We start from the raw sequence: 22205 nt of genomic DNA on the forward strand, positions 1-22205 counted from the left end.
GGATGCACCACGTCCGCCGGCTAAGTTTTTGAATTTGAGAGGTCACATGTCACGCAAGGTCACCAAGGCGATTTTCCCTGTCGCAGGATTGGGCACCCGGTTTCTTCCGGCAACGAAATCCGTTCCGAAGGAAATCATGACGCTGGTTGACCGGCCTCTCGTTCAATATGCCATCGACGAAGCCCGCGCTGCGGGTATTACCGAGTTCATCTTCGTCACATCACGCGGGAAATCGGCGCTCGAAGACTATTTCGACCACAATCTCGTGCTGGAGCAGGAGCTGAAGGCCAAAGGCAAGGATGATTTGCTGGAGGTTCTCGAGAATACCAACATGGAAAGCGGTGCTATCGCCTATATCCGCCAACACAAGGCTCTGGGGCTGGGACACGCAGTCTGGTGCGCCCGCCGTCTGATCGGCGATGAACCCTTTGCGGTCATGCTGCCGGACGACGTTATTGCGGCCGACAAACCCTGCCTGCAGCAGATGGTCGAGGCTTATGAGGAAACCGGCGGCAACATGGTCGCCGCGATGGAGGTCGCACCCGAAAAAACCAGCTCGTACGGGATACTGGACGCCGCCGACAGTTCCGGCAAGGTGATCCGAGCCCGCGGCATGGTCGAAAAGCCCAAGGCCGACGAGGCACCGTCGAACATGGCGGTGATCGGTCGATACATTTTGGGGCCATCGGTGCTGTACAACCTCAATCAGATGAAGAAAGGCAGCGGCGGGGAAATCCAGCTGACCGATGCCATCGCCGAAGACATCGGCAACGGTGTCCCGGTTTTCGGATACCGCTTTGATGGTCAACGCTTCGACTGCGGATCAAAAGCGGGCTTCCTGCAGGCCACCGTGGCCTTTGCCCTGGCCCGGAATGACCTGCGCGACGACCTGAGCGCCTATCTGAATGATATTGTTGCCACAGGTCGGGCTGCCCAATAAGCGGCGGTCCTTCACCCATCCTGTGATGACTGCGATAAAACGTCAGAAAACCAGCCGAAAAGCCCATTCGTCATGACCACCATCTATCCTGTCATTCTGTGCGGCGGCTCCGGAACCCGGCTTTGGCCGCTGTCCCGAAAAAGCTATCCCAAACAGTTCGTGCCGCTGGTCGGCAACAGCAGCCTGTTGCAGGACTGTGCGGACCGGATGCGAGGGCCCAAGGACGCGCCGTACGCCAAGCCCCTGATACTCACGAATGAATCGTTCCGCTTCATCGTCACCGAGCAGCTTACCGCCATTGGTGTCGACCCCGGTCCGATCCTCATTGAACCTGAGGGCCGCAACACGGCTCCGGCGGTTTTAGCGGCCGCGCTTTACCTGTCGAAGGTAGACCCGGATGCTTTGATGCTGGTGGCGCCGTCCGATCACGTCGTTCCCGACAAATCCGCGTTCCACGCGGCGGTTTCGCAAGGTGTGACCGCCATCGAGAGGGACCGCCAACTGGTGACGTTCGGGATCACTCCGGACCGGCCAGAAACCGGATATGGATATCTGAAGCTCAGCGCTGCGCCCGACGCGACAGGTGCTGCGGTCGCATTGGACCATTTCGTTGAAAAGCCCGATCTGGATCGGGCCAAGGCCATGATCTCCGATGGCAGTTACCTGTGGAATTCCGGCATTTTCCTGTTTGCGGTGCGCGACATCATCGCTGCATTCCAGGATCATGCACCCAACCTGTTGCCGCCGGTGCAGACTGCCGTCGAGGACGCGAAGGCCGATCTTGGCTTTCTGCGACTGGACGCATTGGCCTGGGGGAAAGTCGAAGACATTTCGATCGACTACGCGGTCATGGAGCGGGCCAAAAACCTGAGCGTTGTTCCCTATGCCGCCGGCTGGTCGGATGTCGGCAGCTGGTCGGCCGTCCAGGAGCTGAGCAGCCCCGACGAAAACGGCGTTGCGACCACCGGTGAGGTGACGACGATCGACTGCAACAACGTGTTGATCCGGTCCGAGTCTGCCTCTCAAGAAGTCGTGGCCATGGGGCTCGAGAACATGATCGCTGTGGCCATGCCGGATGCCGTTCTGGTGGCCAGCATGGACAAGGCACAGGACGTCAAACAGGCCGTGGCCGCCCTGAAGGCCAAAGGGGCACCGCAGGCCGAAGCTCTGCCGGTCGACCATCGCCCTTGGGGCTGGTTCGAGAGCCTGGTTGTGGGCGAACGATTCCAGGTCAAACGGATTCACGTAAACCCCGGCGCGGCCCTGAGCCTGCAATCCCACCACCACAGGTCCGAGCATTGGATCGTCGTAGAAGGTACCGCCAAGGTCACGATCGATGACGAGGTTCGTCTAGTCAGCGAAAACCAGTCTGTCTACATCCCCCTTGGCGCGGTTCACCGGATGGAAAACCCCGGCAAGGTGCCTATGGTCCTGATCGAGGTCCAGACCGGCGCCTACCTCGGAGAAGACGATATTATCCGGTACGAGGATGTCTACGCCCGTAGCTGATTCTGGCTGAACACCGCGGCTCCGGTCGCCAACGGTTCACTCTTTGGGCGTACAGGACAGAATCAGCTGGCCGACCTCCATACAAAAAATATCCACAGCCGCCCCAAAAGGGCGGCTTTGTTTCGTATTTGGAAATCCACAAGTAACCAAATCCTTTTTGTGCCGTTCGCACGTGAAAGCGGGGATTCATCCCATCCGCGGCAGGGTGGCGCGCAGCGAATTCCGTGAATCGATGGCCCAAGGAGGATCCCGCCCGTGTCCCAAATCACCCCCCGTTTGAATCTGCCGTTTCTGCAACCCTCACAGGCGCAAAAACACGTCACCCACAACGAAGCGCTGCGGCAGCTGGACCTGATCGTGCAGCTGAGTGTTGTGGCTCTGGATGAAACCATTCCACCTGCGGCACCAGATCAAGGTGCCATCTACGGCTTGGGGGCCAGCCCGACAGGCGCCTGGGCGGGGAAGCCTGGGCAACTCGCGGCTTGGCTGGACAATGCTTGGGTCTTTGTCACGCCGGCAAACGGATGGCGTGTTTGGGACCAAGCCGGCGCCGCGCTCAAGGTCTGGGACAACGGCGGATGGATCGATCCTCCGCTCAATACTGCGAACCTTGTCGGGGTCGGGGTCGCAACCGGATACGATCCGACCAACCGCCTTTCGGTTCGGAGTCCCGCCACATTGCTGAGCCATGACGGGAGCGGCCACCAGTTGAAGGTCAACAAAGCTAGCGCGACTGACACCGCCTCCCTCCTGTTTCAGTCCAACTGGACCGGCCACGCCGAGATGGGCCTTGCGGGCAGTACCGATTTTTCCATCAAGGTTTCACCGGACGGCGGCTCTTGGACCGAGGCGGTGCGCGTGGATGCCACATCGGGAACGATCAGTGGCGCGGCCGTTCAAGCCAACCCTGAAGATGTAACACCCGGACGGCTGATGCGAGCCGACTACGGATATGGACCGGGTAACCTCTTGGGTCAGGTGACGCAGTCTAGCGGGACCCCGACCGGCGCGGTGATCGAACGCGGCGCAAATGCAAACGGCGAATTCGTTCGTTTCGCGGACGGAACCCAGATCTGCACCCTCGCGGCGAGTGCGGTGGCCTGTACTGCCGGCATGGGGCTACTGTTTGCAAGCGCCCAGAATACTTGGACTTTCCCCGCGCCTTTTGCTCTGGGCAGTACTCCAACCCTAAGCGGCAGCGGTAATGCACTGGGACGGTTAATCAGCTTCGATTTGCCGACCGAAACGCAGGTAGCGTGGCAAGTTCTGTCGGCGGTGTCCGATCCGGCCACGATCAGCCCGACAGTCGCAGCCATCGGCCGCTGGTTCTGATCAGCGAACGCACCCGGTCTTTGGGCCGGGTGCCTATTTGGCCCGCAGGTCGTCGGCCGATTGATCAAGGAACCAGTCATAGGTCTCGCGGATACCATCTTCGAGGCCTATGCGTGCCTTCCAGCCCATCTTGGCCAACCGGGAAACGTCCATCAGCTTGCGCATCGTACCATCTGGCTTGGTGGTGTCCTGCGTGATCCGGCCGGTATATCCGGTGATTTTGGCTATCAGTGAGGCCAGCTCGGCAATTGAAACGTCCTGCCCGCAGCCCACGTTTATGTGGCTCAGCATGGGTTGCGTATTCGCCTGATACACGTCCTGCGGCAAATCCATTACGAACAGCGATGCCTCGGCCATGTCATCGACATGCAGGAACTCACGCCGCGGCTTGCCAGTTCCCCAGATCACCACCTCGTCCAGCCCGTCGCGTTTGGCTTCGTGGAAGCGGCGGATCAGTGCTGGCAGAACATGGCTGTTGTCAGGGTGGAAATTGTCGCCCGGCCCATACAGGTTGGTCGGCATGACCGACCGGTAGTCGACCCCGTGCTGGCGGTTGTAGCTTTCGCACAGCTTGATTCCGGCGATCTTGGCGACCGCATAGGGTTCGTTCGTCGGCTCCAAAACACCCGTCAGCAACGCGTCTTCGCGCATCGGCTGCGCTGCTTCACGCGGGTAGATGCAGGAACTGCCCAGCTGCAAAAGACGCCGTACGCCGGCCGCAAAAGCCTGATGGATCACGTTGCACTCGATCATCAGATTTTCGTAAATGAAATCTGCAGGATACGTGTTGTTGGCGTGAATCCCCCCCACCTTGGCAGCGGCCAGGATCACGACGTCTGGCCGCTCGGCCTGCATGAAGGCGCGGACGGCCGCCTGATCGGTCAGATCCAATTCGGAATGGGTTCGGGTCACCAGTTCAAGCGCCTCACCATCAGCCTGGCGCGCCTTGAGCTGACGCAGGATTGCTCCACCCACCATGCCACGATGTCCGGCGATGTAGATCTTGCGCATTTCTGCCTCCTCAGCCGTTTTCCAGGCTGACCGGCAATTCGAACCCGTGCTCTTTCAACAAGGCGTGTCGCTTGGCGGTTTTGAGGTCTTCCAGAACCATCTCTGCGCACATTTCCTGCACGGTCAGCTCCGGCTCCCAACCCAATTTGGCCTTGGCGTTCGACGGGTCACCCAGCAGAGTGTCCACCTCGGCGGGTCGGAAATACTGCGGGTCGATCCGCATGATCACGTCGCCGGGTTTCAGCGCTGGGGCGTTGTCGCCTTCAATCGCCGTCACCGTTGCGACCTCGTTCACACCGCTGCCCGAAAACTCCAAGGTAAGCCCAAGCTCGGCCGACGACCATTCGATGAATTGGCGCACGGAATACTGCTTGCCGGTGGCAATAACAAAATCCTCGGGCTTGTCCTGCTGCAGCATCATCCACTGCATCCGCACGTAGTCCTTGGCGTGGCCCCAATCGCGCAGACTGTCGATATTCCCCATGTAAAGGCACTTCTCCAAGCCCTGGGCGATGTTGGCCAGACCACGCGTGATCTTGCGGGTGACAAAGGTTTCGCCGCGGCGCGGGCTTTCGTGATTGAACAGGATTCCGTTGCAGGCATACATCCGGTACGCCTCACGGTAATTGACCGTGATCCAATACGAATACAGCTTGGCCACCGCGTAGGGCGAGCGGGGATAGAACGGAGTCGTTTCGCGCTGCGGAGTTTCCTGGACCAGCCCGTAGAGTTCCGACGTGGACGCCTGATAGAACCGGGTCTTGTTTTCAAGTCCCAGGAACCGGATCGCCTCAAGCAGGCGCAAGGTGCCGATGGCATCGACATCCGCGGTATATTCCGGCGACTCGAAGCTGACGGCCACGTGAGATTGGGCACCCAGATTGTAGACTTCGTCGGGCTGAACCTCCTGAATGATGCGGGTCAGGTTCGAGGTATCGCTCAGATCGCCGTAATGCAGCCGCAGCTTCGGATCAGGCTCGTGGGGGTCCTGATAGATGTGGTCGATCCGCTGGGTGTTGAACGAGGATGCCCGACGCTTGATCCCGTGAACCTCATAGCCCTTTGCCAACAGAAATTCGGCCAGGTAAGACCCGTCCTGTCCGGTAATTCCGGTGATCAGCGCTTTTTTGGTCATCAGTTTGTTCCACCAGTTTCATGGACGCCCATTTGTCGCCCCAAAAACAGCAAGATGTCATGGAATGCAACCCGAGGCCACTGTCAGGCATTGAAACCGGCGGAAGTTTCTCCGAATGTGTGGCCGCCCGAGGTGGCATTGGTAACAAGGGAATTTGAATAATGCGTATTGCGATGATCGGCACCGGATATGTGGGTCTGGTGTCGGGTGTGTGCTTCTCGGATTTCGGTCATGACGTCATTTGCGTCGACAAGGCCGAAGCTAAGATCCAGATGCTGCAGGACGGAAAAGTTCCAATCTACGAACCGGGGCTGGATGTTCTGATGGCCAAGAACGTGGCCGCCGGCCGGCTGAGCTTTACCACCGATCTGGCGAATGCGGTGAAGGGCGCGGATGCCGTCTTTATCGCCGTCGGGACACCAACCCGCCGCGGCGACGGCCATGCGGATCTGACCTATGTGATGGCAGCGGCCGAGGAAATCGCCCATGCCATGGATGGCTACACCGTGGTGGTGACAAAATCCACGGTTCCGGTCGGGACCAACCGCAAGGTTCAGGAAGTTGTCGCGGCGGCAAACCCCAAGGCAGACTTTGATGTCGCCTCGAACCCGGAATTCCTGCGCGAAGGCGCTGCGATCGACGATTTCATGCGTCCGGACCGCGTCGTTGTAGGGGTCGAGAACGACCGCGCCGCCGAGGTGATGGCCGAAATCTACCGCCCACTTTACCTGCGCGATTTTCCGATCCTGACGACGGATCTGGAAAGCGCCGAAATGATCAAATATGCGGCAAATGCCTTTCTCGCCACCAAGATCACATTCATCAACGAAATCGCTGGCCTGTGCGAGCGGGTCGGTGGCGACGTCAAGGAAGTGGCGCGCGGCATCGGCTTGGATGGGCGCATCGGAAACAAGTTCCTGCATGCCGGCCCCGGTTACGGCGGATCATGCTTTCCCAAGGACACCGCGGCGCTTGCGCGGATCGGACAGGAACATGCCTTTCCAATGCAGATCACCGAAACCGTCATGCGCGTGAATGACGAGGTCAAAAAACGCATGATCGAAAAGATCCGCGAAGCTTGCGACGACAGTTTCAACGGCAAGACCGTGGCGGTTCTTGGGGTGACTTTCAAACCCAACACCGACGACATGCGCGACGCTCCATCACTGACCATCGTGCCCGCCCTGATCGGTGGCGGCGCCAAAGTTCGCGTGGTCGACCCTCAGGGCCGATCCGAGGGTGAGGCTCTGCTGCCGGGTGTAGAGTGGGTCGAAGACCCGTATGCCGCTGCCAAGGACGCGGACGCAGTGGTGCTGTTGACCGAATGGAACGAGTTCCGCGCGCTGAACCTGACGCAGATGGCCGCTGAGATGAAATCTCCACGCATGGTCGACCTGCGGAACATCTATTCACGCGACAAGGTCAAGAAATCCGGTTTTGAAACCTATGTCGGGGTTGGGCGCTAGGCGTCCAATCCCCTGGCCTTTGGGTTTCGAACCCGGCTCAATCATAGAGCGGAACGGTGGCCTTGGCCCCAGCTGCCAGCGCCTTGCCCAGATCGCGGCGCACCTGTTCGTACAGGGCAAGCGACTCGTCGGAAAACAGGGTGGCGGGCGGATGGACATGGATGAAGTTTCCCTGCCGGTCCTCTCCGCGCGCGACCATCGCGTAGTCGCGGTCCGCCACCAACTGCTTCGCATTCGGGCTGATATAGCGGATGGCCATCCCGATACGCCGATCGTCCGACCGGTTCGGACCCGAGCCATGAATGGTCAGCCCGTGGTGAAGTGACATCTGCCCGGGCGCCAGTTCGATATGGGTTTTGTCTTCCTCGGCCACTTCGACCGCAATCTCCTGCCCGCGCGACAGCAGGTTGGTCTCGGAATAGGTATCATTGTGCGGAAGTATTGGGTTCTTGTGACTTCCCCGGACAAAATCCATGCAGCCGCTTTCCACGGTTGCCGGCGACAGGGCCAGCCAGGCCGTAACCTGATCCGGGGTCTCGCCCATCCCCCAATAGGTCAGGTCCTGATGCATGCCAACTGTCTGGACGGTGCGCGGCTCTTTGATGAAAAACTCGGCCGACCAGATCATGACGTCCGGACCCAAGACGCCTTCGACTGCATCAAGAATACGCGGATCCATGGCCAGTCGCGCCGCCAGCGGCATCACGAGGTGTGAATTCACGCGCTTGTAGGTATTCAGCGGCAGAGGCAGATCGGCGGCCATCCAGTCGCGTTCAATCTGTTCGAGTTCCGAGCGCACCTGCGCGGCCTCGTCAGCAGACAGGATATCCAGCGGAAACAGGAAGCCGTCTTCCCAGTATTGCGCTGCTTGCGATGGGGTCAGTTTGTGCCGGGTCAGGTCTTGGATGTCGGGCATGGGTGCACCTTTTCGGATCGGTTCACGCACAGCCTAGCCGAAGCGGTCTTGCGACGAGAACGCAAAGCCTTGCCTGTCAGGATAAGTTCAGCTTAGCCTGATTGCCATGTCGACCCGCATCCCCTCTCTCAACTGGCTGCGCGTTTTCGAGGCCGCGGCCCGCACCGAAAGCTTTGCCCGTGCTGCCGCCCAGCTGAACATGTCGGCCGCCGCTGTCAGCCAACAGGTCAAGGCGCTGGAAACTCGTCTGGGCACGCCGCTGTTTCATCGCCATGCCCATGCCGTCACTTTGACCGAGGCCGGGCGGGCGTACCTGCCGGTCGTGCAGCAATCGCTGGTGATGCTGGACTCAGCCACTACCGGCCTGTTCGGCCAGACCCGGGACCAACGGCTGTATGTCCAATCCGTGTTGTTGTTCGCGCAAGGGGTGCTTGCGGCGGGCCTGACCCAGTTCCAAAAATCCCATCCTCAGATCAACCTGTCCCTGACGACCGGGAACCGGATGGCCGACTTCGCCAATCGTTTTACCGACCTGCAGATCGTGTTCGGCAACCCGACGCTGTTCGGGGCTGAAGGTGACATGCTGTTGACCGAGACCCTTTTTCCCGTGGCGCCACCAGACATTGCCGACCAGATCAGCACTCCGCTGGATCTGGCCCGGTTTCCGCTGATCGAGGTTTCGACCCACAGGGCCAGTTGGCCGCACGTGTTCGAAGCCCTGCGGCTGCCGACCGGGCAGGCTAAGTATTTCTTCGCGGACAATTCAGTGATGGCGGCCGAGCTATCCGCGCAAGGGGTCGGGATCGCCCTGGCCCGCGCGCCCGCGTCTGACCGGATCATGCGGATCTCGGGCCTGGTGCCGTGTCTGCCCGAGGTGGCCGTGCCGGGACGGGATGCCTACCACCTGATCTACCCATCACGGGCCACATTGCGGCCACCCGCGCGCGCGTTCCGTGAATGGTTGTTGGACTACAGCGCGGCAGCCCAAACCCGATAACGGCCCTGCCCGGTCACTTCGCGGATCAACCCACGTTCGGTGAACTTGTCGAGATTGCGCTGCACGGCTGCACGCGAAGCCTGCGTCAACTCCTCGGCCAATGGCGCGGAAACCATGGGCCAGGCGGTCAGCACATCAATCAGGACCGGCGGCGTCCGCCCGCTGAGATCCGTGGTGGCCTCGCGTGCCCGGGCCTCCCACGCGCTGACGCGATCCAGATGCAGCAGCGCGGCCAAGGCCGCCTGCCCTGCCCCCCGAACCCAAGCGTTGAGTTTTTCCTCTGGCGTGCCGATGCCGCGCAGCGCCCCGGGGCCCGACAGTGCCAGCGGCATGAACAGTGCCCCGCCCCGACCCATCGTGGCCGCATGCCGCGCAGCGATCACCGCTGCTTCGGTATCCTGTCCATTTCCTTGCGACAGCGCGCGCCACGCGTGAAAGGCAATGGCCGACTGCGTGACAGGGTGCAGGGCTTGTGCGCTATCCATCACTTCGGCCAAGTCCGCGACCGCCTCTGGGACTTCGTCTATCCCCTGAGCCATCCGGTCCAGAAAGGCGGCCAGTCCCGATTGCCAGCCGCCGTCCGACGGCCCTGCGCCCGAAGTCAGTCGCCGAACCGCCCAACCCGCCCGAAACAATGCTTGCACATCGTCCCCGGTGGCTCCGATACGCAATCCGGTCCACAGGGCAAGCCGATCAACGCTGATCCGGTCACCGGTCCACCACCCCAGGTCGGATACGTCCATCAGGGCCAGCCGGTGGGTCCACCCCTTTGGACCACTGCGCAACCGCTCGTCCAACGCCCCGAAGGTCAAGGTCAGATCCGCCAAACCCTGCGCCACTTCTGCCTGGGCGGCGCGCCAGTCCCGCGGGTCGAACAAAGCGCCCCGATCGGCACGCGGACCCGGCGGCAACATGTCCTCGGGCGCCGCTGCATCTTCGGGCGGCAGAAACCAAAGGTCTTCGTCGTCCGGCGGATCGACGTCATAGATACTGCGCGGCCCGTCCAGGACATCGTCCTCGTCCGGGCCCGGGTTCGTGGCCTTGGTCGTCATACCATGCATTGTTCGGCCAATCGCACCGGTTCACAAGAGGTTTCGCGCAAGGCGGCTCAGCCGGCGAATGTCTGGGCCAGGTAATCCAGCTGCACGGTCAAATCGTTGTCCGGCCGGTTCCCCAACAGCATGTATCCGTATCCGTCGCGCGCCCACCGGGCCGTTGCAAGCCCGCTCAGGACTTCCTGCTTCAACTCTGAATTCGGCGCGCCATCGCCTTGGCGGATCACGCACAGCGCAAAGGGATTGCCATCAGCGTCGGCAAAAACGATCTGAACCAATGGTTTGCCCTTGAAGGACAAAATCTGCGCGGCCTTCAGTTCCAGCCCCGGCAAACCTTCAAGCGAATCCCGGTTCAGCGGGCGGCCCAGTTTCTCTTCGGCCAATGAGATCTGGGCGTCGACGAGCGCCGGCGGGTATTCCAGCGTTGCAATCGAATCCGGCGTGTAAAGCGACTGGTACAGGGCCGCCTGCTCTGCCCATCCCATCGGCTGTGAGCGGGTCAGCCAAAAGGTCAGAGATACGGCCAACACGGCCGCGGCAGCCGCGACGCCCAACAGGCGCCAGGGCCCCGCCAAAGCCGTAAACCTAGGCGGCAGTTCAACTTGTGGCGCTGCGGCGGGAATGTCTCGGAACACCTCGCGAACCACCGGCGCGATCGGATCCAGATCCATCAGGCGCTGCTCCAGTTCCGGATCGTTCTCAACAGCGGCCTCGATGGCATCGCTTTCCTCAGACCCCAATGAGCCTTGCAGATAGGCCTTTAGCGTATCGTCGGAAAAGGTCATGAGTCCCTCCGTCGGCCGGACGCAGCGGCATCCTGCGGCATCGCAGCTTGCAGTTTCTTGCGGGCATTGGAAAGCCGGCTCATGATCGTACCAATCGGAACCTCCAGCAACGCGGCGGCCTCGCGATAGCTGTAGCCCTCGACAAAGACCAGCATGACCGTTTCGCGTTGCGCTTCGGGCAGTTGCATCACCTGTGTAAACACTTCCCGCGCAAAAATATTCATTTCGGCGTCGGTACCCGGCGCGATCAATTCGGCGTCCGGCGTTGCGGCCAACCCCTGGGACTTGCGCACGGTCCGCGCCCGCAGCTCGTTCAACCAGATTGACCGGCAGATCGTCATCAGCCACGAATCCAACCGATCAGTATGCGTAACCTGATGGCTTCGCTCCAACGCGCGCAGGCAAGTGGCCTGGGTCAGGTCGTCGGCAACATCCTGCGCCCCCGACAGAGCCAGCGCAAACCGCCAGACGCGTCTGGAATACGCCCCAATCGCCTGACGCACGGCCTGTTCCGAACTGTTGAGGTCATCACTGGGCACTTGGTCGATCCATGTTTCGGCACGCATCCCGCGACGCCAGAACTGGCACAGACAGAGAAGAATTGAAAACGCTTTCTTTCCGGTCGCTTGGCGTCAGCGTCCGATCGCTTCCTCGGACGCTCGCTTGGCAGCCACCAGTGCCAACAATTGGTCCTTGGTTCGTCCGATATGCGCGGACAGAAGCGCACAAGCCTGCTCGACCTGTCCATCCCGGGCAAGGCGCAGCAATTCGCGATGCTCTTTGCGGGCCGGTTCGCGTTGTTGCATTACACTGAGATGCATTCGGATGTACCGGTCCGACTGCAGGCTCACGCGATGCAGCAGCTCGTTGGTCAGGCTTCGGTTCGCGGCCGCATAGAGGGCCGAATGGTACTGGTAGTTCAGCGCGCCCCACCGGCTGACGTCGTTGGCGTCGTACGACGCCTCCATCTGCTCCAGCAGTTGTTCGCAGCGCGCAAAGTCAGATTGGGTCATCTGCGGAATTGCCCGACGGAACAGGTCGGTCTCCAACAGCGACCGCAGGTCGAAGATCTCGCCGATCTCGGACAGAGAATGGCGCGTGACCCGCGCCCCGCGATTGTTCGTCAGCTGAACCAGTCCTTCGGCATCAAGCTGTTTCAGCGCCTCGCGCACCGGCATGCGCGACACGTCATAGTCTTCGGCCAATGCCTCTTGACGGATGGTCTCGCCTTCCGCCAGATCACCGCTGAGAATACGTTCACGCAAGTCGGACGCGATTGCATCGGGAAGGCTTTGACGGGTGATTGCGCGTTTTGCTGCCAAGGGTCTGTCCGCATTTGCATTTTGGATACAAATATCCGCCCCGAGGCGCTTTTCCAACCGCCTATCGGGTTGAACAGGGCTAGGGTTCCCCGCTACCCCTTTGGCAGCCGAGATCAAACCCAGGAACGGAACATGAGCGAAACGGTACGGCTGACGCCTGAAGAAATGACCGATCTGAGCCTGAAGGTTCTGTCCCATGTGGGTTATGGCCCCGACCACGCGCAGGCGATCGCGGAACTATTGACCACCTGCCAGATGGACGATTGCCAGTCGCACGGGCTGTTTCGCCTGTTCATGTGCGCGCAGACCATGCAGGCCGGCAAGATCGACGGCCATGCACAGCCCCAGGTCGCCCCCTCGGACAATGCCATCGTTCGCGTCGACGCGCAGGGCGGCATGTCGTTGCTGGCGTTCCAGAAAGGCTTGCCGCATCTGGTCGAGAAGACCCGCACCCACGGGATCGCGGCCATGGCGATCAACCGCTGTTTTCATTTCTCGGCGCTGTGGCCCGAGGTCGAAGCCCTGTCGGCCCAAGGGCTTGCAGCCATGGCGATGGTGCCCAGCCATTCCTGGGTGGCGCCCGCGGGGGGCACGCGCGGCAGCCTGGGCACCAACCCGCTGGCCTTCAGCTGGCCCCGCATGGGCAAAGACCCGTTCACCTTCGATTTCGCGACCAGCGCCTTCGCCCGCGGCGAGATCGAGCTGTACAAGCGCGCGGGCAAACCCCTGCCCGAAGGCGTGGCGATCGACAAAGACGGCAACCCCACGACCGACCCGCAAGCGGCGCTGGACGGCGCGATGCTGACCTTCGGCGGCTACAAAGGCTCGGCCCTGTCGATCATGATCGAACTTCTGGCCGGCCCGCTGATCGACGACCTGACCAGCCTGGAGAGCATGGAGTTCGCCCAAGGCACGGGCGGCGCGCCTAACCACGGCGACATCATCATCGCCTTCGACCCCGACCAGTTCAGCGGCGGGCGACGACAGGCCAACGACGCGCGGGCCGAGCGCCTGTTTGCCGATATCCTCGATCAGGGCGCGCGCCTGCCGTCACAGCGCCGCTTTGCCGCCCGCGCGCGCAACACCGCCCGGGGATATGCCGAGGTTTCCGCGCAACTGCACCGCGACCTGCTGGCCCTTCTGGACTAGGCACCCCAGGTGTCGCGCAGGCGGTAACCTTGCGGCCAGGGGTCGTCGGGGTCCAGCATGTGCTGGTGGATGCCGGTGATCCATCCACGGCCCGAGATCTCGGGCAGGATGGCCGGGCGGTCTCCGACCTGGGCCGTACCCAGTATCCGGCCGGTAAACCGCGACCCGATGATCGACACCGCCTCAAAGCTCTGACACGGGCGCATCTGCCCCCGCGCGGCCATCAGCGCCATGCGGGCCGAAACGGCGGTGCCGGTGGGCGAGCGGTCGACCTTGCCGGGCTGGATCGCCACCGCGGACCGGCCGGTCAGACCGGTTTCGGTTTCGGCCAACGGTCCGCAGAACGCGCAGAACGAGATGTGGTTCCAATCCGGGTTTTCGGGATGCGCAAAGCCCAGCTGCGCATTGGCAGCGTCGGTGATCGCCACCCCCAGACGGGCGATGTCGGCGGCCTCGTCCTCGGTGATGCGCAGCCCCAGCGCCGCGGCGTCGACCACGACGAAACTGTCCCCGCCATAGGCGGTGTCCACCGTCAGGGTCCCCAGCCCTGCGACTTCGAGCGGCGCGGCGAGGCGGTCGGCAAAGCTGGGCAGGTTCTGGACGTAGATCCGTACTGCCTTGCCGTTGCGGCATTCGGCCCGCACCCGCACCAGCCCGCCCGGCGCCTCGAGCGTCAGGTGGGTTTCCGGTTCGGTCATCGGCAGGATGCCCCCGTCCAGCAGCACTGTCGCCACGCATATCGCGTTCGAGCCGGACATGGGCGGCGTGTCCTCGGGCTCCATTATGATGAAGGCGGCGTCGGCATCAGGATGTTTGGGCGGCACCAGCAGGTTGACATGGCGGAACACCCCGCCGCGCGGCTCGTTCAGCACGAAGTTGCGCAGGGTCTGGTCGCGGGCGATGAAGCTGCGTTGCGCCCAGATCGTGTCGCCGGGCGGCGGGGCGACACCGCCGACGATCACATCCCCCACTTCACCCTCGGCATGGGCCGAGATCACGTGGATGGTCTTGCTGCTGCGCATCCCCCGCTCAGAACCGGGTGGCGGCGAAGGGATCGACCGGGATGGACGGATCGGTGCCGTCGATCAGCGCGCCCACCAGTTCGGCGGTCCCCGCCGACTGGGTCAGGCCCAGATGGCCGTGCCCGAAGGCGTAGATCAGGTTCGGCGATTTCGAAGACCGTCCGATCACCGGAATGCTGTCGGGCAGCGAGGGGCGGAACCCCATCCACTGCGTCCCGCCTTCGGTCTTCAACCCCGGTAGGAACTGGCGCGCCTTGTTCAGCAAGGTATCGGCGCGTTTGAAATTGGGTGGCAGGTCAAGCCCGCCCAGTTCGACCGCGCCGCCGATGCGCACACCGCCGTTGATCTTGGTGGCCACGAAAGCATGCCGCGAGAAGGCAAGGTGCAGCCGCAGGTCGAACGCGCCCGGCGGCAGGGTCGTGTTGTAGCCCCGCTCGGTCTCGAGCGGGATCCGGTCGCCCACCGTGCGGGTCAGGTGGTGCGACCACGCCCCGGCGGCCACGACCACCTTGCTGGCATCCGCCGCACCGTGGTCGAAGCGCACCCAGACGCCCGTGCCCGACAGCTCCAGCGCGCGTACGGGGCGCGTTTCGATCACCCCGCCACGGTCGCGAAACACCTGTGCCAGATGCTCGACCCAGCGTTTGGGATCGACGGTATTCCACCAGTGTGGCGTGAACCCGGCATGGGAAAAACGCGGGCTGAGCCCGGGTTGAATCTCGGCGATCGCTTCGGGGCTTTCCAGCAGATCGAAGGCGATGCCATGCCGGCGACGCAACTCCCACGTGGGCAAGGCGGCGCGGAACTCGGCCGCGCTTTCGTACAACTGCAACTGCCCGTCGCGCTGCATCATCGCCTCGCCACCCGTATCGGCGATCTGCCGTTCGGTCGCGGCCTGGCACAGGCGCATCAGGTTGGCCTGCGCGGCGACCAGCGCCTGGTACCGGCTGGGGCGGCTGGCCCGCCAGAACCGCCACATCCACGGCGCGATCTGCAGGGCATAGGCGGGCGGGATCGACAGCGGCCCCAACGGATCGAGCAGCCATTTCGGGGCCTTTTTCATGATCCCCGGCGTGGCCAGAGGTTCGACCTCGGGGAAGGCGAACGCCCCGGCATTTCCCGCCGAACTGCCCGCGGCCACGCCTTCGCGGTCCAGTATCTGAACCGTGTAACCCCGACGCTGCAATTCCAGCGCCGCGCTGATACCAACGACGCCGGCACCTATGACGATGACATCTTTCTTCATGTGATCTCTATACCCGAACGGAATGGATCGGCGGGATCAAAAATCAAGCGGCTTTCGGCCATCACGAAAGCCTGACCGGTGATCGAGGGGATCACCCCGCCGTTCGGACCCGGCTGATAGGACAGCCGATAGGGGCTGCCGATGACGCTAGCCTGCACGATTTCTTCACCCGGCGCCAAGCGCCCATCGGCCGCCAGACAGGCCAACCGCGCCGAACTGCCCGTGCCGCAGGGCGAGCGGTCATAGGCGTCATCGGGGCACAGAACGAAGTTTCGACTGTGCACGTCAGAGTCCGGCGCAGCCTCCTGGAAGATCACATGATCGATCGGCTCGCCCGCTTCGCCGCCCACGCCCTGCGCGACCGAGGCCTGCCGAATGGCGACGCCCAGATCGGTCAGTTGCCGGATGTTCGCGGGCTCGACCGGCACCGGGCTGGGATCGACAATAAAGAACCAATTGCCGCCATAGGCCACATCACCTGTCACCGGCCCGAAATCCGGAACCTCGATCGTAACGGCCTGATGCACCCGCCGGCTTTCGATGTTGGTTACTGTCACTGTGTTGGGATCGTGCAGCTCCACCGTGACCACACCCGCTGGGGTTTCGATCCGGTGGATGCCAACACCGATCCGCCCAAGATGGGCCAGCGTCACGGTCAACCCAATCGTGCCATGCCCGCACATGCCAAGCACCGCATCCACGTCGAAGAAGATCACCCCGGTCACGCAGGACGGATCGACCGAAGGCACCAGCAGCGCCCCCACCATCGCTGGCTGACCGCGCGGCTCCAGCATGACCGAGCGCCAGAACGGGCGGTGCTGGGTCGCCAAAAGCCCTGCGCGTTCGGACAGAGGACCGCTGCCCAGATCGGGCGCGCCGTCCAGGATCACGCGTGTGGGCTCTCCGCCGGTATGGCTGTCGATCACATGCACGCGGCAATCACCCCGCCTTGCCTTGACCAGTCTGCAAACCAGGCGCGAAACAAGCTGTACTGCTGTTCGCAATAGTGGCGCTGCGCATCGGTCAGCGCGTCAGTTTCGTTGAAGTGCAAGCGGTATTCATCCTCGCCGTTCAGAACCAGAAGGTGCTTGTAGTACAGAACCAGATCGGGGCCTTCATCGAAACTGGACAGCACGTGGATGGCCTCTGTCAACTCCTGTGCGCGCTGGCGGGCCTCGGCATTGCCAGTGGCCGCTTTTTTCGACAAAGCGGTCAGCAGCAGAACCTCTTTGGGCAGTACATTACCGATGCCGGTGATTGCGCCGGTTGCGCCACAATTGACGATGCCATGGTAGACGGCCGTATCGACCCCCACCATCAGCGTCACCTGGTTATCACGGCTGGTGATGTTCTCAGCCGCATAGCGCAGATCGTCCTTGCCACCGAATTCCTTGAAGCCCACCAGATTGGAGTGCTCGGCCCGCAGCGCAAAGAAAAGGTCGGCGCGTGTGGCGAATCCATAATACGGACTGTTGTAGATGACCGCCGGAATATCCGGTGCCGCCGACAGGATGGCCTTGAAATGGTTGCGCTGCGCCGTGACCGAACTGCCGCGCGACAGGACCCGCGGGATAACCATCAGCCCAGCTGCACCCACCTTTTGCGCATGCGCTGCATGCGCCACGGCGGATTGCGTGTTGACCGCCCCGGTGCCCACCACCACGGGCAGGCCCGCGCCGATCAACCGCTCGACCCCTTCCATCCGCTGTTCGTCGGTCAGCAGCGGCCAGTCGCCCATCGACCCGCAGTAGACGACTGCGGACATGCCCGCCTCGATCATCTGCTGACCCTTTCGCACCAAGGCGTCAAAGTCGGGCTGACGGTCGGGCGTACAAGGGGTCATGAGCGCGGGCATGGTGCCGGTAAAGACGTCGGGTGACATGTGGCCGATCCTTTCCAAGTTGCCCGCGTCCATCGCCGGGCGGTCAGATTTCCTGTCTCAACCCCGCAGTATCGGATTTTGTATCCAAAATCCATAGGATTCGTCTGGCAAAAGGAAAACGCGCCAGGCAGAGGGCCCGGCGCGTTTACATTTTCCAATTGAACAACGGTTCAGCGCAACCGCATCCCGCTTTCCGGGTCAAACAGCATGGCGCGTTCGGGCCGAACCGAGATTCCGATCCGTTCGCCCGTTTTGCTGCGCTGGTCGTCCCGCTCTTCGACGATCAACTTGTCACCGTTGGGCGTCAGCAAATAACTGTAGGAGACGCCGCCAAGCGCTTCGGTCAGATCGACGGTACAGGTGTCGCCGGACCGATCCACGGCAATATGTTCCGGGCGGATTCCCAGGACCACCTTCTTGGCATCGGTCGGCACGCCATTGGTGACGGGGATCGAGTCCGTCAGAGCCGGGTGGCGCACCGTTCCTTCGACGACATCGCACTCCAGAAAGTTCATTGCGGGCGAGCCGATGAACCCCGCCACGAACCGGTTGTCGGGGTCCCGATACAGATCCATCGGAGCGCCCACCTGCTCGATCCGGCCATCGCGCAGCACCACGATCTTGTCGGCCATGGTCATAGCTTCGACCTGGTCGTGGGTGACGTAGATCATCGTCGCGCCGATCTCCTGGTGCAGACGGGCGATCTCAACCCGCATTTCCACGCGCAGTTCGGCATCGAGGTTCGACAGCGGCTCGTCGAACAGAAAAACCTCGGGGCCGCGTACGATGGCCCGGCCGATGGCGACCCGCTGACGCTGGCCACCCGACAAGGCCTTGGGCTTGCGCTTGAGATACTGGTCCAGTTTCAGGATTTCCGACGCTTCGGCGACCTTCTTGTCGATCTCGGCCTTGGGCACACCGTTCATGCGCAGACCAAAGCCCATGTTCTCGGCCACGGACATGTGCGGATACAGGGCGTAGGTCTGGAACACCATCGCGACACCGCGCTTGGCCGGGTCCATGTGGGTCACGTCACGCTGACCGATGCGGATTTCACCCTCGGTGGTTTCTTCCAGCCCGGCGATCATCCGCAACAGGGTGGATTTGCCACAGCCCGACGGCCCGACAAAAACGCAGAACTCGCCGTCCTCGATTTCCAGATCAATGCCGTGAATGACCTGGGTCTGGCCATAACGCTTGATTGCGCCCTTCAGGGTAACGCCTGTCATGATGCTTGCATCCTGTCCTTGCGGCCCTCGGGGAACCGCCATGCTTCGGCTTCGGACCCGATCTGGTCGGCCGAACGCCGCACCCGAGGGACCCATTTCTTCAACTGGTCAAAATCCATGCGCTGGGTCGATCCGGTGATCGAGATCGCCCCCAGTACCCGCCCGCCCGATGTTAGGATCGGACAGGCCACGCAGATGATGCCGGGCTCGTGCTCTTCATCATCCATGGCGAACCCCCGTTCGCGGATCCGGGCCAGATCCGCCCGCAGCACCGCCTCCGAGGTCAGCGTCTTGTCGGTAAAGCGGTGAAAGCTTTGCTGCGAGATCGCCTTGTCCAACCGGTCGTCATCCAGAAAGGCGAGCATCGCCTTCCCCACACCGGTGCAATAGGCCGGGCCAACCTTTCCGGCCTCGGAATACATCTCGACCGGGTTTTTGGCATTGCGCTTGTCCACATACAGAACCTGACTGGAATCAAGCTGCGCAAGGTGCACCGTCTCGCCGGTTTCCAGGCTCAGCCCATCCAGGATCGGCCGCGCGATCGGCGCGAGCGAGCTTTGCGTCCAGGCCGAATGCGCCAGCCGCACCAGCCGCAGCCCCGGCGAATAGGTCTGCCGGTCTGGGTCGTAAGACAACATGCCCTGATTGGTCAGCGACTGCAGAAACCGGTACAGGGACGCCTTGGGAAAGCTGCTGCTTTCCAGCAATTCGGCAAACCGCACAGGCCGGCCGAACGCCGCGACCTGTTCCAGCACGTCACATGCCTTGCCGATGGTTCCGTCACCTGCCACGGGTCTGATTTCTCCTCCACTTCCCCTTGCGGACGGGCCGCGAGGGTATTGACAAGCCTAGCCGATTCGATGTGTAGTTTTCAATATATAAAACTTGGTTTCACTATTTGGAACCGCAAAATGGAAGCTAAGGGAGGAAACCATGCATTCCATGTTCAAGCGCACTGCGGCGGCTCTGGCGGCCAGTGTGGCACTTGCAGCGCCCGTTTCGGCAGAACTGACCGGCGAGCTGCGAATCTTCCTCGACACATCGAATCCGGCGCCGCGCGCGACGATGGAAGCGATGATCGAGCGTTTCGCGGCACAGCACCCGGGTCTGGAGATCGAGACCACGGTCATCGACCGCGAGGCGTACAAGACCCAGATCCGCAACTTCCTGACAGCGGACACGCCCGACGTCGCGACCTGGTACGCGGCCAACCGCATGAAGCCTTATGTCGAGGCCGGACTGTTCGAAGATGTATCGGACCTGTGGGCCGAGCCGGAAATCGCCGAAAACCTGGCCTCGACCAAGGGCGCGATGACCATCGACGGCAAGCAGTGGGGCGTGCCCTACACCTACTATCAGTGGGGCGTCTACTACCGCAAAGACATCTTTGACGAGCTGGGCCTGTCCGAACCGACCACCTGGGAAGAAGAGCTGGCCAACTGCCAGAAGATCGTCGACTCGGGTCGCGCCTGCTATACCATCGGCACCAAGTTCCTGTGGACGGCTGGCGGCTGGTTCGACTACCTGAACATGCGCACCAACGGCTTCGACTTCCACCAGCAACTGGCCAATGGCGAAGTCAGCTGGGAAGACGACCGGGTCAAGCAGACCTTCGCCAACTGGAAGCAGCTGATCGACATGGGCGCGTTCATCGACAACCACCAGACCTACAGCTGGCAAGAGGCCCTGCCCTTCATGGTTCAGGGTGATGCAGCGGCCTATCTGATGGGCAACTTCGCGGTGGCTCCGCTGCGCGAGGCCGGTCTGACCGACGACCAGTTGGACTTCTACCAGTTCGTCGCGATCAACCCCGATGTCGAGCTGGCCGAAGATGCGCCGACCGACACGTTCCACATCCCGGCGAACGCGTCGAACAAAGAAGCCGCGCGCGAGTTCCTGCGTTTTGTCGTTTCGGCTGACGAGCAGACCGAAATCAACAACGGCAAGAACCTCGGACAACTGCCCGTCAACGCCAAATCCTCGGTGGACGACGACAAGTTCCTGCAGGAAGGCTTCAAGATGCTGTCGACCAACAGCCCCGGCGGCGTCGCCCAGTTCTGGGATCGCGACGCACCGGCGGAAATGGCCAAAGTGTCGATGGAAGGCTTCCAGGAGTTCATGGTCAAGCCGGACAACCTGGACAGCATCCTGGCCAAGCTGGAACGCGCACGTCAGCGCATCTATGACAACTGATCGGGTTGTGGCCGGGGCAACCCCGGCCACGCCGTAGCCAAACGCAGGACGGGCACGATCCCGTCCTGCCCATTCCAAACCGGGATTGACCATGACCGCTGTCGACGTCACCGAACACGAAAGCTGGTTCCACAGAAATCAGCAACGTATCGCACCCTGGCTGTTTCTGGCTCCGGGCGTGCTGTTCTTCATGGTCTACGTGATCATCCCCGTATTCCAGTCCTTCAACCTGTCGCTTTACGAATGGGACGGGCTGGGCGCGGCCGAATATGTCGGAATGCGCAACTATGAAGACCTGTATTGGGAATGGGTCGATCGTGACGCCTTCTATGTCTCGCTGAAGAACAACCTGATCTGGCTGATCATGTACCTGCTGGCGATCCCGGCTGGTCTGTTCATCGCGCTGTTCCTCAACCAGACGGTCTGGGGAATCCGGTTGTACAAATCCCTGTTCTTCTTTCCCTTCGTCATCAGCCAGGTCGTAGTCGGGCTGGTCTTCACCTGGTTCTACGACCCCACTTTCGGACTGCTGAACGAGCTTTTGGGCTTGGTCGGGTTGGGTCCGCTGAACGTACTGGGTGATGAACGCTTCGTAACCTACGGCATCATTTTCGCGGGCCTCTGGCCGCAGACCGCCTATTGCATGATCCTGTATCTGACCGGCCTGAACGCCGTGGACCCCGAACAGATCGAGGCCGGCCGGCTGGACGGCGCCAAGGGCGGGCGGATGCTGTGGCATATCATCCTGCCGCAACTGCGCCCGGCGACCTTCATCGCCTTCGTGGTGACCATCATCGGCGCGCTGCGCTCGTTCGACCTGATCTCGATCATGACGCAGGGCGGGCCGTTCGGGTCAAGCCGCGTGCTGGCCTATTACATGTTCGAAGTCGCCTTGTCGGAGTACGGGTTCCGCATGGGCTATGGCGCGGCCATCGCCGTGATCCTGTTCCTGATCATGCTGTGCTTCATCGCCTACTTCCTGTGGTCGATGTACCGCGAAGAAAAGGGGCACTGAG

21 protein-coding genes are annotated in these 22205 nt (G+C 62.0%); 8 read left to right on the forward strand and 13 right to left on the reverse strand.

Translation table 11 applies throughout. From position 1 onward, the window contains the following. Window positions 1–46 precede the first annotated feature (46 nt). The 3 genes from galU (at window position 47) to AC2FML_RS13925 (ending at window position 3781) form a co-directional block, all read left to right on the forward strand. Window positions 47–940, forward strand: a complete 894-nt coding sequence (gene galU / locus AC2FML_RS13915) for a UTP--glucose-1-phosphate uridylyltransferase GalU (protein ID WP_093963131.1) — start codon at window positions 47–49, stop codon at window positions 938–940. A 72-nt stretch (window positions 941–1012) separates the two neighbouring features. Then, window positions 1013–2449 (forward strand): mannose-1-phosphate guanylyltransferase/mannose-6-phosphate isomerase, encoded by a 1437-nt coding sequence (locus AC2FML_RS13920; protein WP_496783634.1) that lies wholly within the window; start codon window positions 1013–1015, stop codon window positions 2447–2449. A 255-nt stretch (window positions 2450–2704) separates the two neighbouring features. Continuing rightward, window positions 2705–3781 (forward strand): DUF2793 domain-containing protein, encoded by a 1077-nt coding sequence (locus tag AC2FML_RS13925; RefSeq protein ID WP_496783636.1) that lies wholly within the window; start codon window positions 2705–2707, stop codon window positions 3779–3781. 33 nt (window positions 3782–3814) lie between these two features. Here AC2FML_RS13925 and fcl read toward each other — a convergent pair whose 3' ends face one another. After that, window positions 3815–4792 (reverse strand): GDP-L-fucose synthase, encoded by a 978-nt coding sequence (gene fcl, locus AC2FML_RS13930; RefSeq protein WP_496737159.1) that lies wholly within the window; start codon window positions 4790–4792, stop codon window positions 3815–3817. A gap of 10 nt (window positions 4793–4802) precedes the next feature. After that, a complete protein-coding gene (gmd, locus tag AC2FML_RS13935) occupies window positions 4803–5927 on the reverse strand; it encodes a GDP-mannose 4,6-dehydratase (protein ID WP_496783638.1) in 1125 nt (374 codons plus the stop codon). A 161-nt stretch (window positions 5928–6088) separates the two neighbouring features. On the opposite strand from gmd, the gene AC2FML_RS13940 reads away from it, so the two are divergent. After that, window positions 6089–7393 carry a UDP-glucose dehydrogenase family protein gene (locus tag AC2FML_RS13940; RefSeq protein WP_170367380.1) on the forward strand — a complete coding sequence of 435 codons (1305 nt, stop codon included), beginning with the start codon at window positions 6089–6091 and terminating at the stop codon, window positions 7391–7393. 37 nt (window positions 7394–7430) lie between these two features. Here AC2FML_RS13940 and AC2FML_RS13945 read toward each other — a convergent pair whose 3' ends face one another. Beyond that, window positions 7431–8309: a phytanoyl-CoA dioxygenase family protein gene (locus AC2FML_RS13945; RefSeq protein WP_496783640.1), complete on the reverse strand. Its 879-nt coding sequence runs from the start codon at window positions 8307–8309 to the stop codon at window positions 7431–7433. A 106-nt stretch (window positions 8310–8415) separates the two neighbouring features. On the opposite strand from AC2FML_RS13945, the gene AC2FML_RS13950 reads away from it, so the two are divergent. Further along, window positions 8416–9306, forward strand: a complete 891-nt coding sequence (locus AC2FML_RS13950; protein ID WP_496737153.1) for a LysR family transcriptional regulator — start codon at window positions 8416–8418, stop codon at window positions 9304–9306. Here AC2FML_RS13950 and AC2FML_RS13955 read toward each other — a convergent pair. The 4 genes from AC2FML_RS13955 to AC2FML_RS13970 form a co-directional block, all read right to left on the reverse strand. Then, window positions 9279–10358 (reverse strand): helix-turn-helix domain-containing protein, encoded by a 1080-nt coding sequence (locus tag AC2FML_RS13955; RefSeq protein ID WP_496783641.1) that lies wholly within the window; start codon window positions 10356–10358, stop codon window positions 9279–9281. The genes AC2FML_RS13950 and AC2FML_RS13955 overlap by 28 nt on opposite strands. Before the next feature lie 56 nt (window positions 10359–10414). Then, a complete protein-coding gene (locus AC2FML_RS13960) occupies window positions 10415–11146 on the reverse strand; it encodes a hypothetical protein (protein ID WP_496783643.1) in 732 nt (243 codons plus the stop codon). Then, window positions 11143–11712 (reverse strand): RNA polymerase sigma factor, encoded by a 570-nt coding sequence (locus AC2FML_RS13965; RefSeq protein WP_496783645.1) that lies wholly within the window; start codon window positions 11710–11712, stop codon window positions 11143–11145. Before AC2FML_RS13965 ends, AC2FML_RS13960 begins: the two co-directional genes overlap by 4 nt. Before the next feature lie 66 nt (window positions 11713–11778). After that, entirely contained in the window at window positions 11779–12468 is a 690-nt protein-coding gene (locus AC2FML_RS13970) for a GntR family transcriptional regulator (RefSeq protein ID WP_170367384.1), read from the reverse strand. Window positions 12469–12600: 132 nt separating this feature from the next. Between AC2FML_RS13970 and AC2FML_RS13975 the strand changes: the two genes are divergently transcribed. Next, complete coding sequence (locus AC2FML_RS13975) at window positions 12601–13617, forward strand: Ldh family oxidoreductase (protein ID WP_496783646.1); 1017 nt, start codon at window positions 12601–12603, stop codon at window positions 13615–13617. On the opposite strand, the gene AC2FML_RS13980 is transcribed toward AC2FML_RS13975, so the two are convergent. The 6 genes from AC2FML_RS13980 to AC2FML_RS14005 form a co-directional block, all read right to left on the reverse strand. Next, entirely contained in the window at window positions 13614–14639 is a 1026-nt protein-coding gene (locus AC2FML_RS13980; protein ID WP_496783648.1) for a trans-3-hydroxy-L-proline dehydratase, read from the reverse strand. The two genes, AC2FML_RS13975 and AC2FML_RS13980, sit on opposite strands and share 4 nt — an antisense overlap. A 7-nt stretch (window positions 14640–14646) precedes the next feature. Then, a complete protein-coding gene (locus tag AC2FML_RS13985; RefSeq protein WP_496783650.1) occupies window positions 14647–15885 on the reverse strand; it encodes an NAD(P)/FAD-dependent oxidoreductase in 1239 nt (412 codons plus the stop codon). Next, the gene (locus tag AC2FML_RS13990; RefSeq protein WP_496783652.1) at window positions 15882–16817 is read right to left on the reverse strand and encodes a 4-hydroxyproline epimerase; all 936 of its coding nucleotides are present in this window, start codon (window positions 16815–16817) and stop codon (window positions 15882–15884) included. The genes AC2FML_RS13985 and AC2FML_RS13990 overlap by 4 nt, the downstream gene beginning before the upstream one ends. Then, window positions 16808–17767, reverse strand: a complete 960-nt coding sequence (locus tag AC2FML_RS13995; RefSeq protein ID WP_496783654.1) for a dihydrodipicolinate synthase family protein — start codon at window positions 17765–17767, stop codon at window positions 16808–16810. The genes AC2FML_RS13990 and AC2FML_RS13995 overlap by 10 nt, the downstream gene beginning before the upstream one ends. A gap of 170 nt (window positions 17768–17937) precedes the next feature. After that, window positions 17938–18996: an ABC transporter ATP-binding protein gene (locus AC2FML_RS14000; RefSeq protein WP_170407438.1), complete on the reverse strand. Its 1059-nt coding sequence runs from the start codon at window positions 18994–18996 to the stop codon at window positions 17938–17940. Continuing rightward, complete coding sequence (locus AC2FML_RS14005; protein ID WP_170367390.1) at window positions 18993–19787, reverse strand: IclR family transcriptional regulator; 795 nt, start codon at window positions 19785–19787, stop codon at window positions 18993–18995. Before AC2FML_RS14005 ends, AC2FML_RS14000 begins: the two co-directional genes overlap by 4 nt. A gap of 142 nt (window positions 19788–19929) precedes the next feature. On the opposite strand from AC2FML_RS14005, the gene AC2FML_RS14010 reads away from it, so the two are divergent. Continuing rightward, window positions 19930–21189, forward strand: a complete 1260-nt coding sequence (locus AC2FML_RS14010; protein ID WP_093963148.1) for an ABC transporter substrate-binding protein — start codon at window positions 19930–19932, stop codon at window positions 21187–21189. A gap of 91 nt (window positions 21190–21280) precedes the next feature. Continuing rightward, window positions 21281–22204 carry a carbohydrate ABC transporter permease gene (locus tag AC2FML_RS14015; RefSeq protein ID WP_093963149.1) on the forward strand — a complete coding sequence of 308 codons (924 nt, stop codon included), beginning with the start codon at window positions 21281–21283 and terminating at the stop codon, window positions 22202–22204. Window position 22205: the final 1 nt, after the last annotated feature.

Source organism: Ruegeria sp. BHSC029, assembly GCF_059613085.1.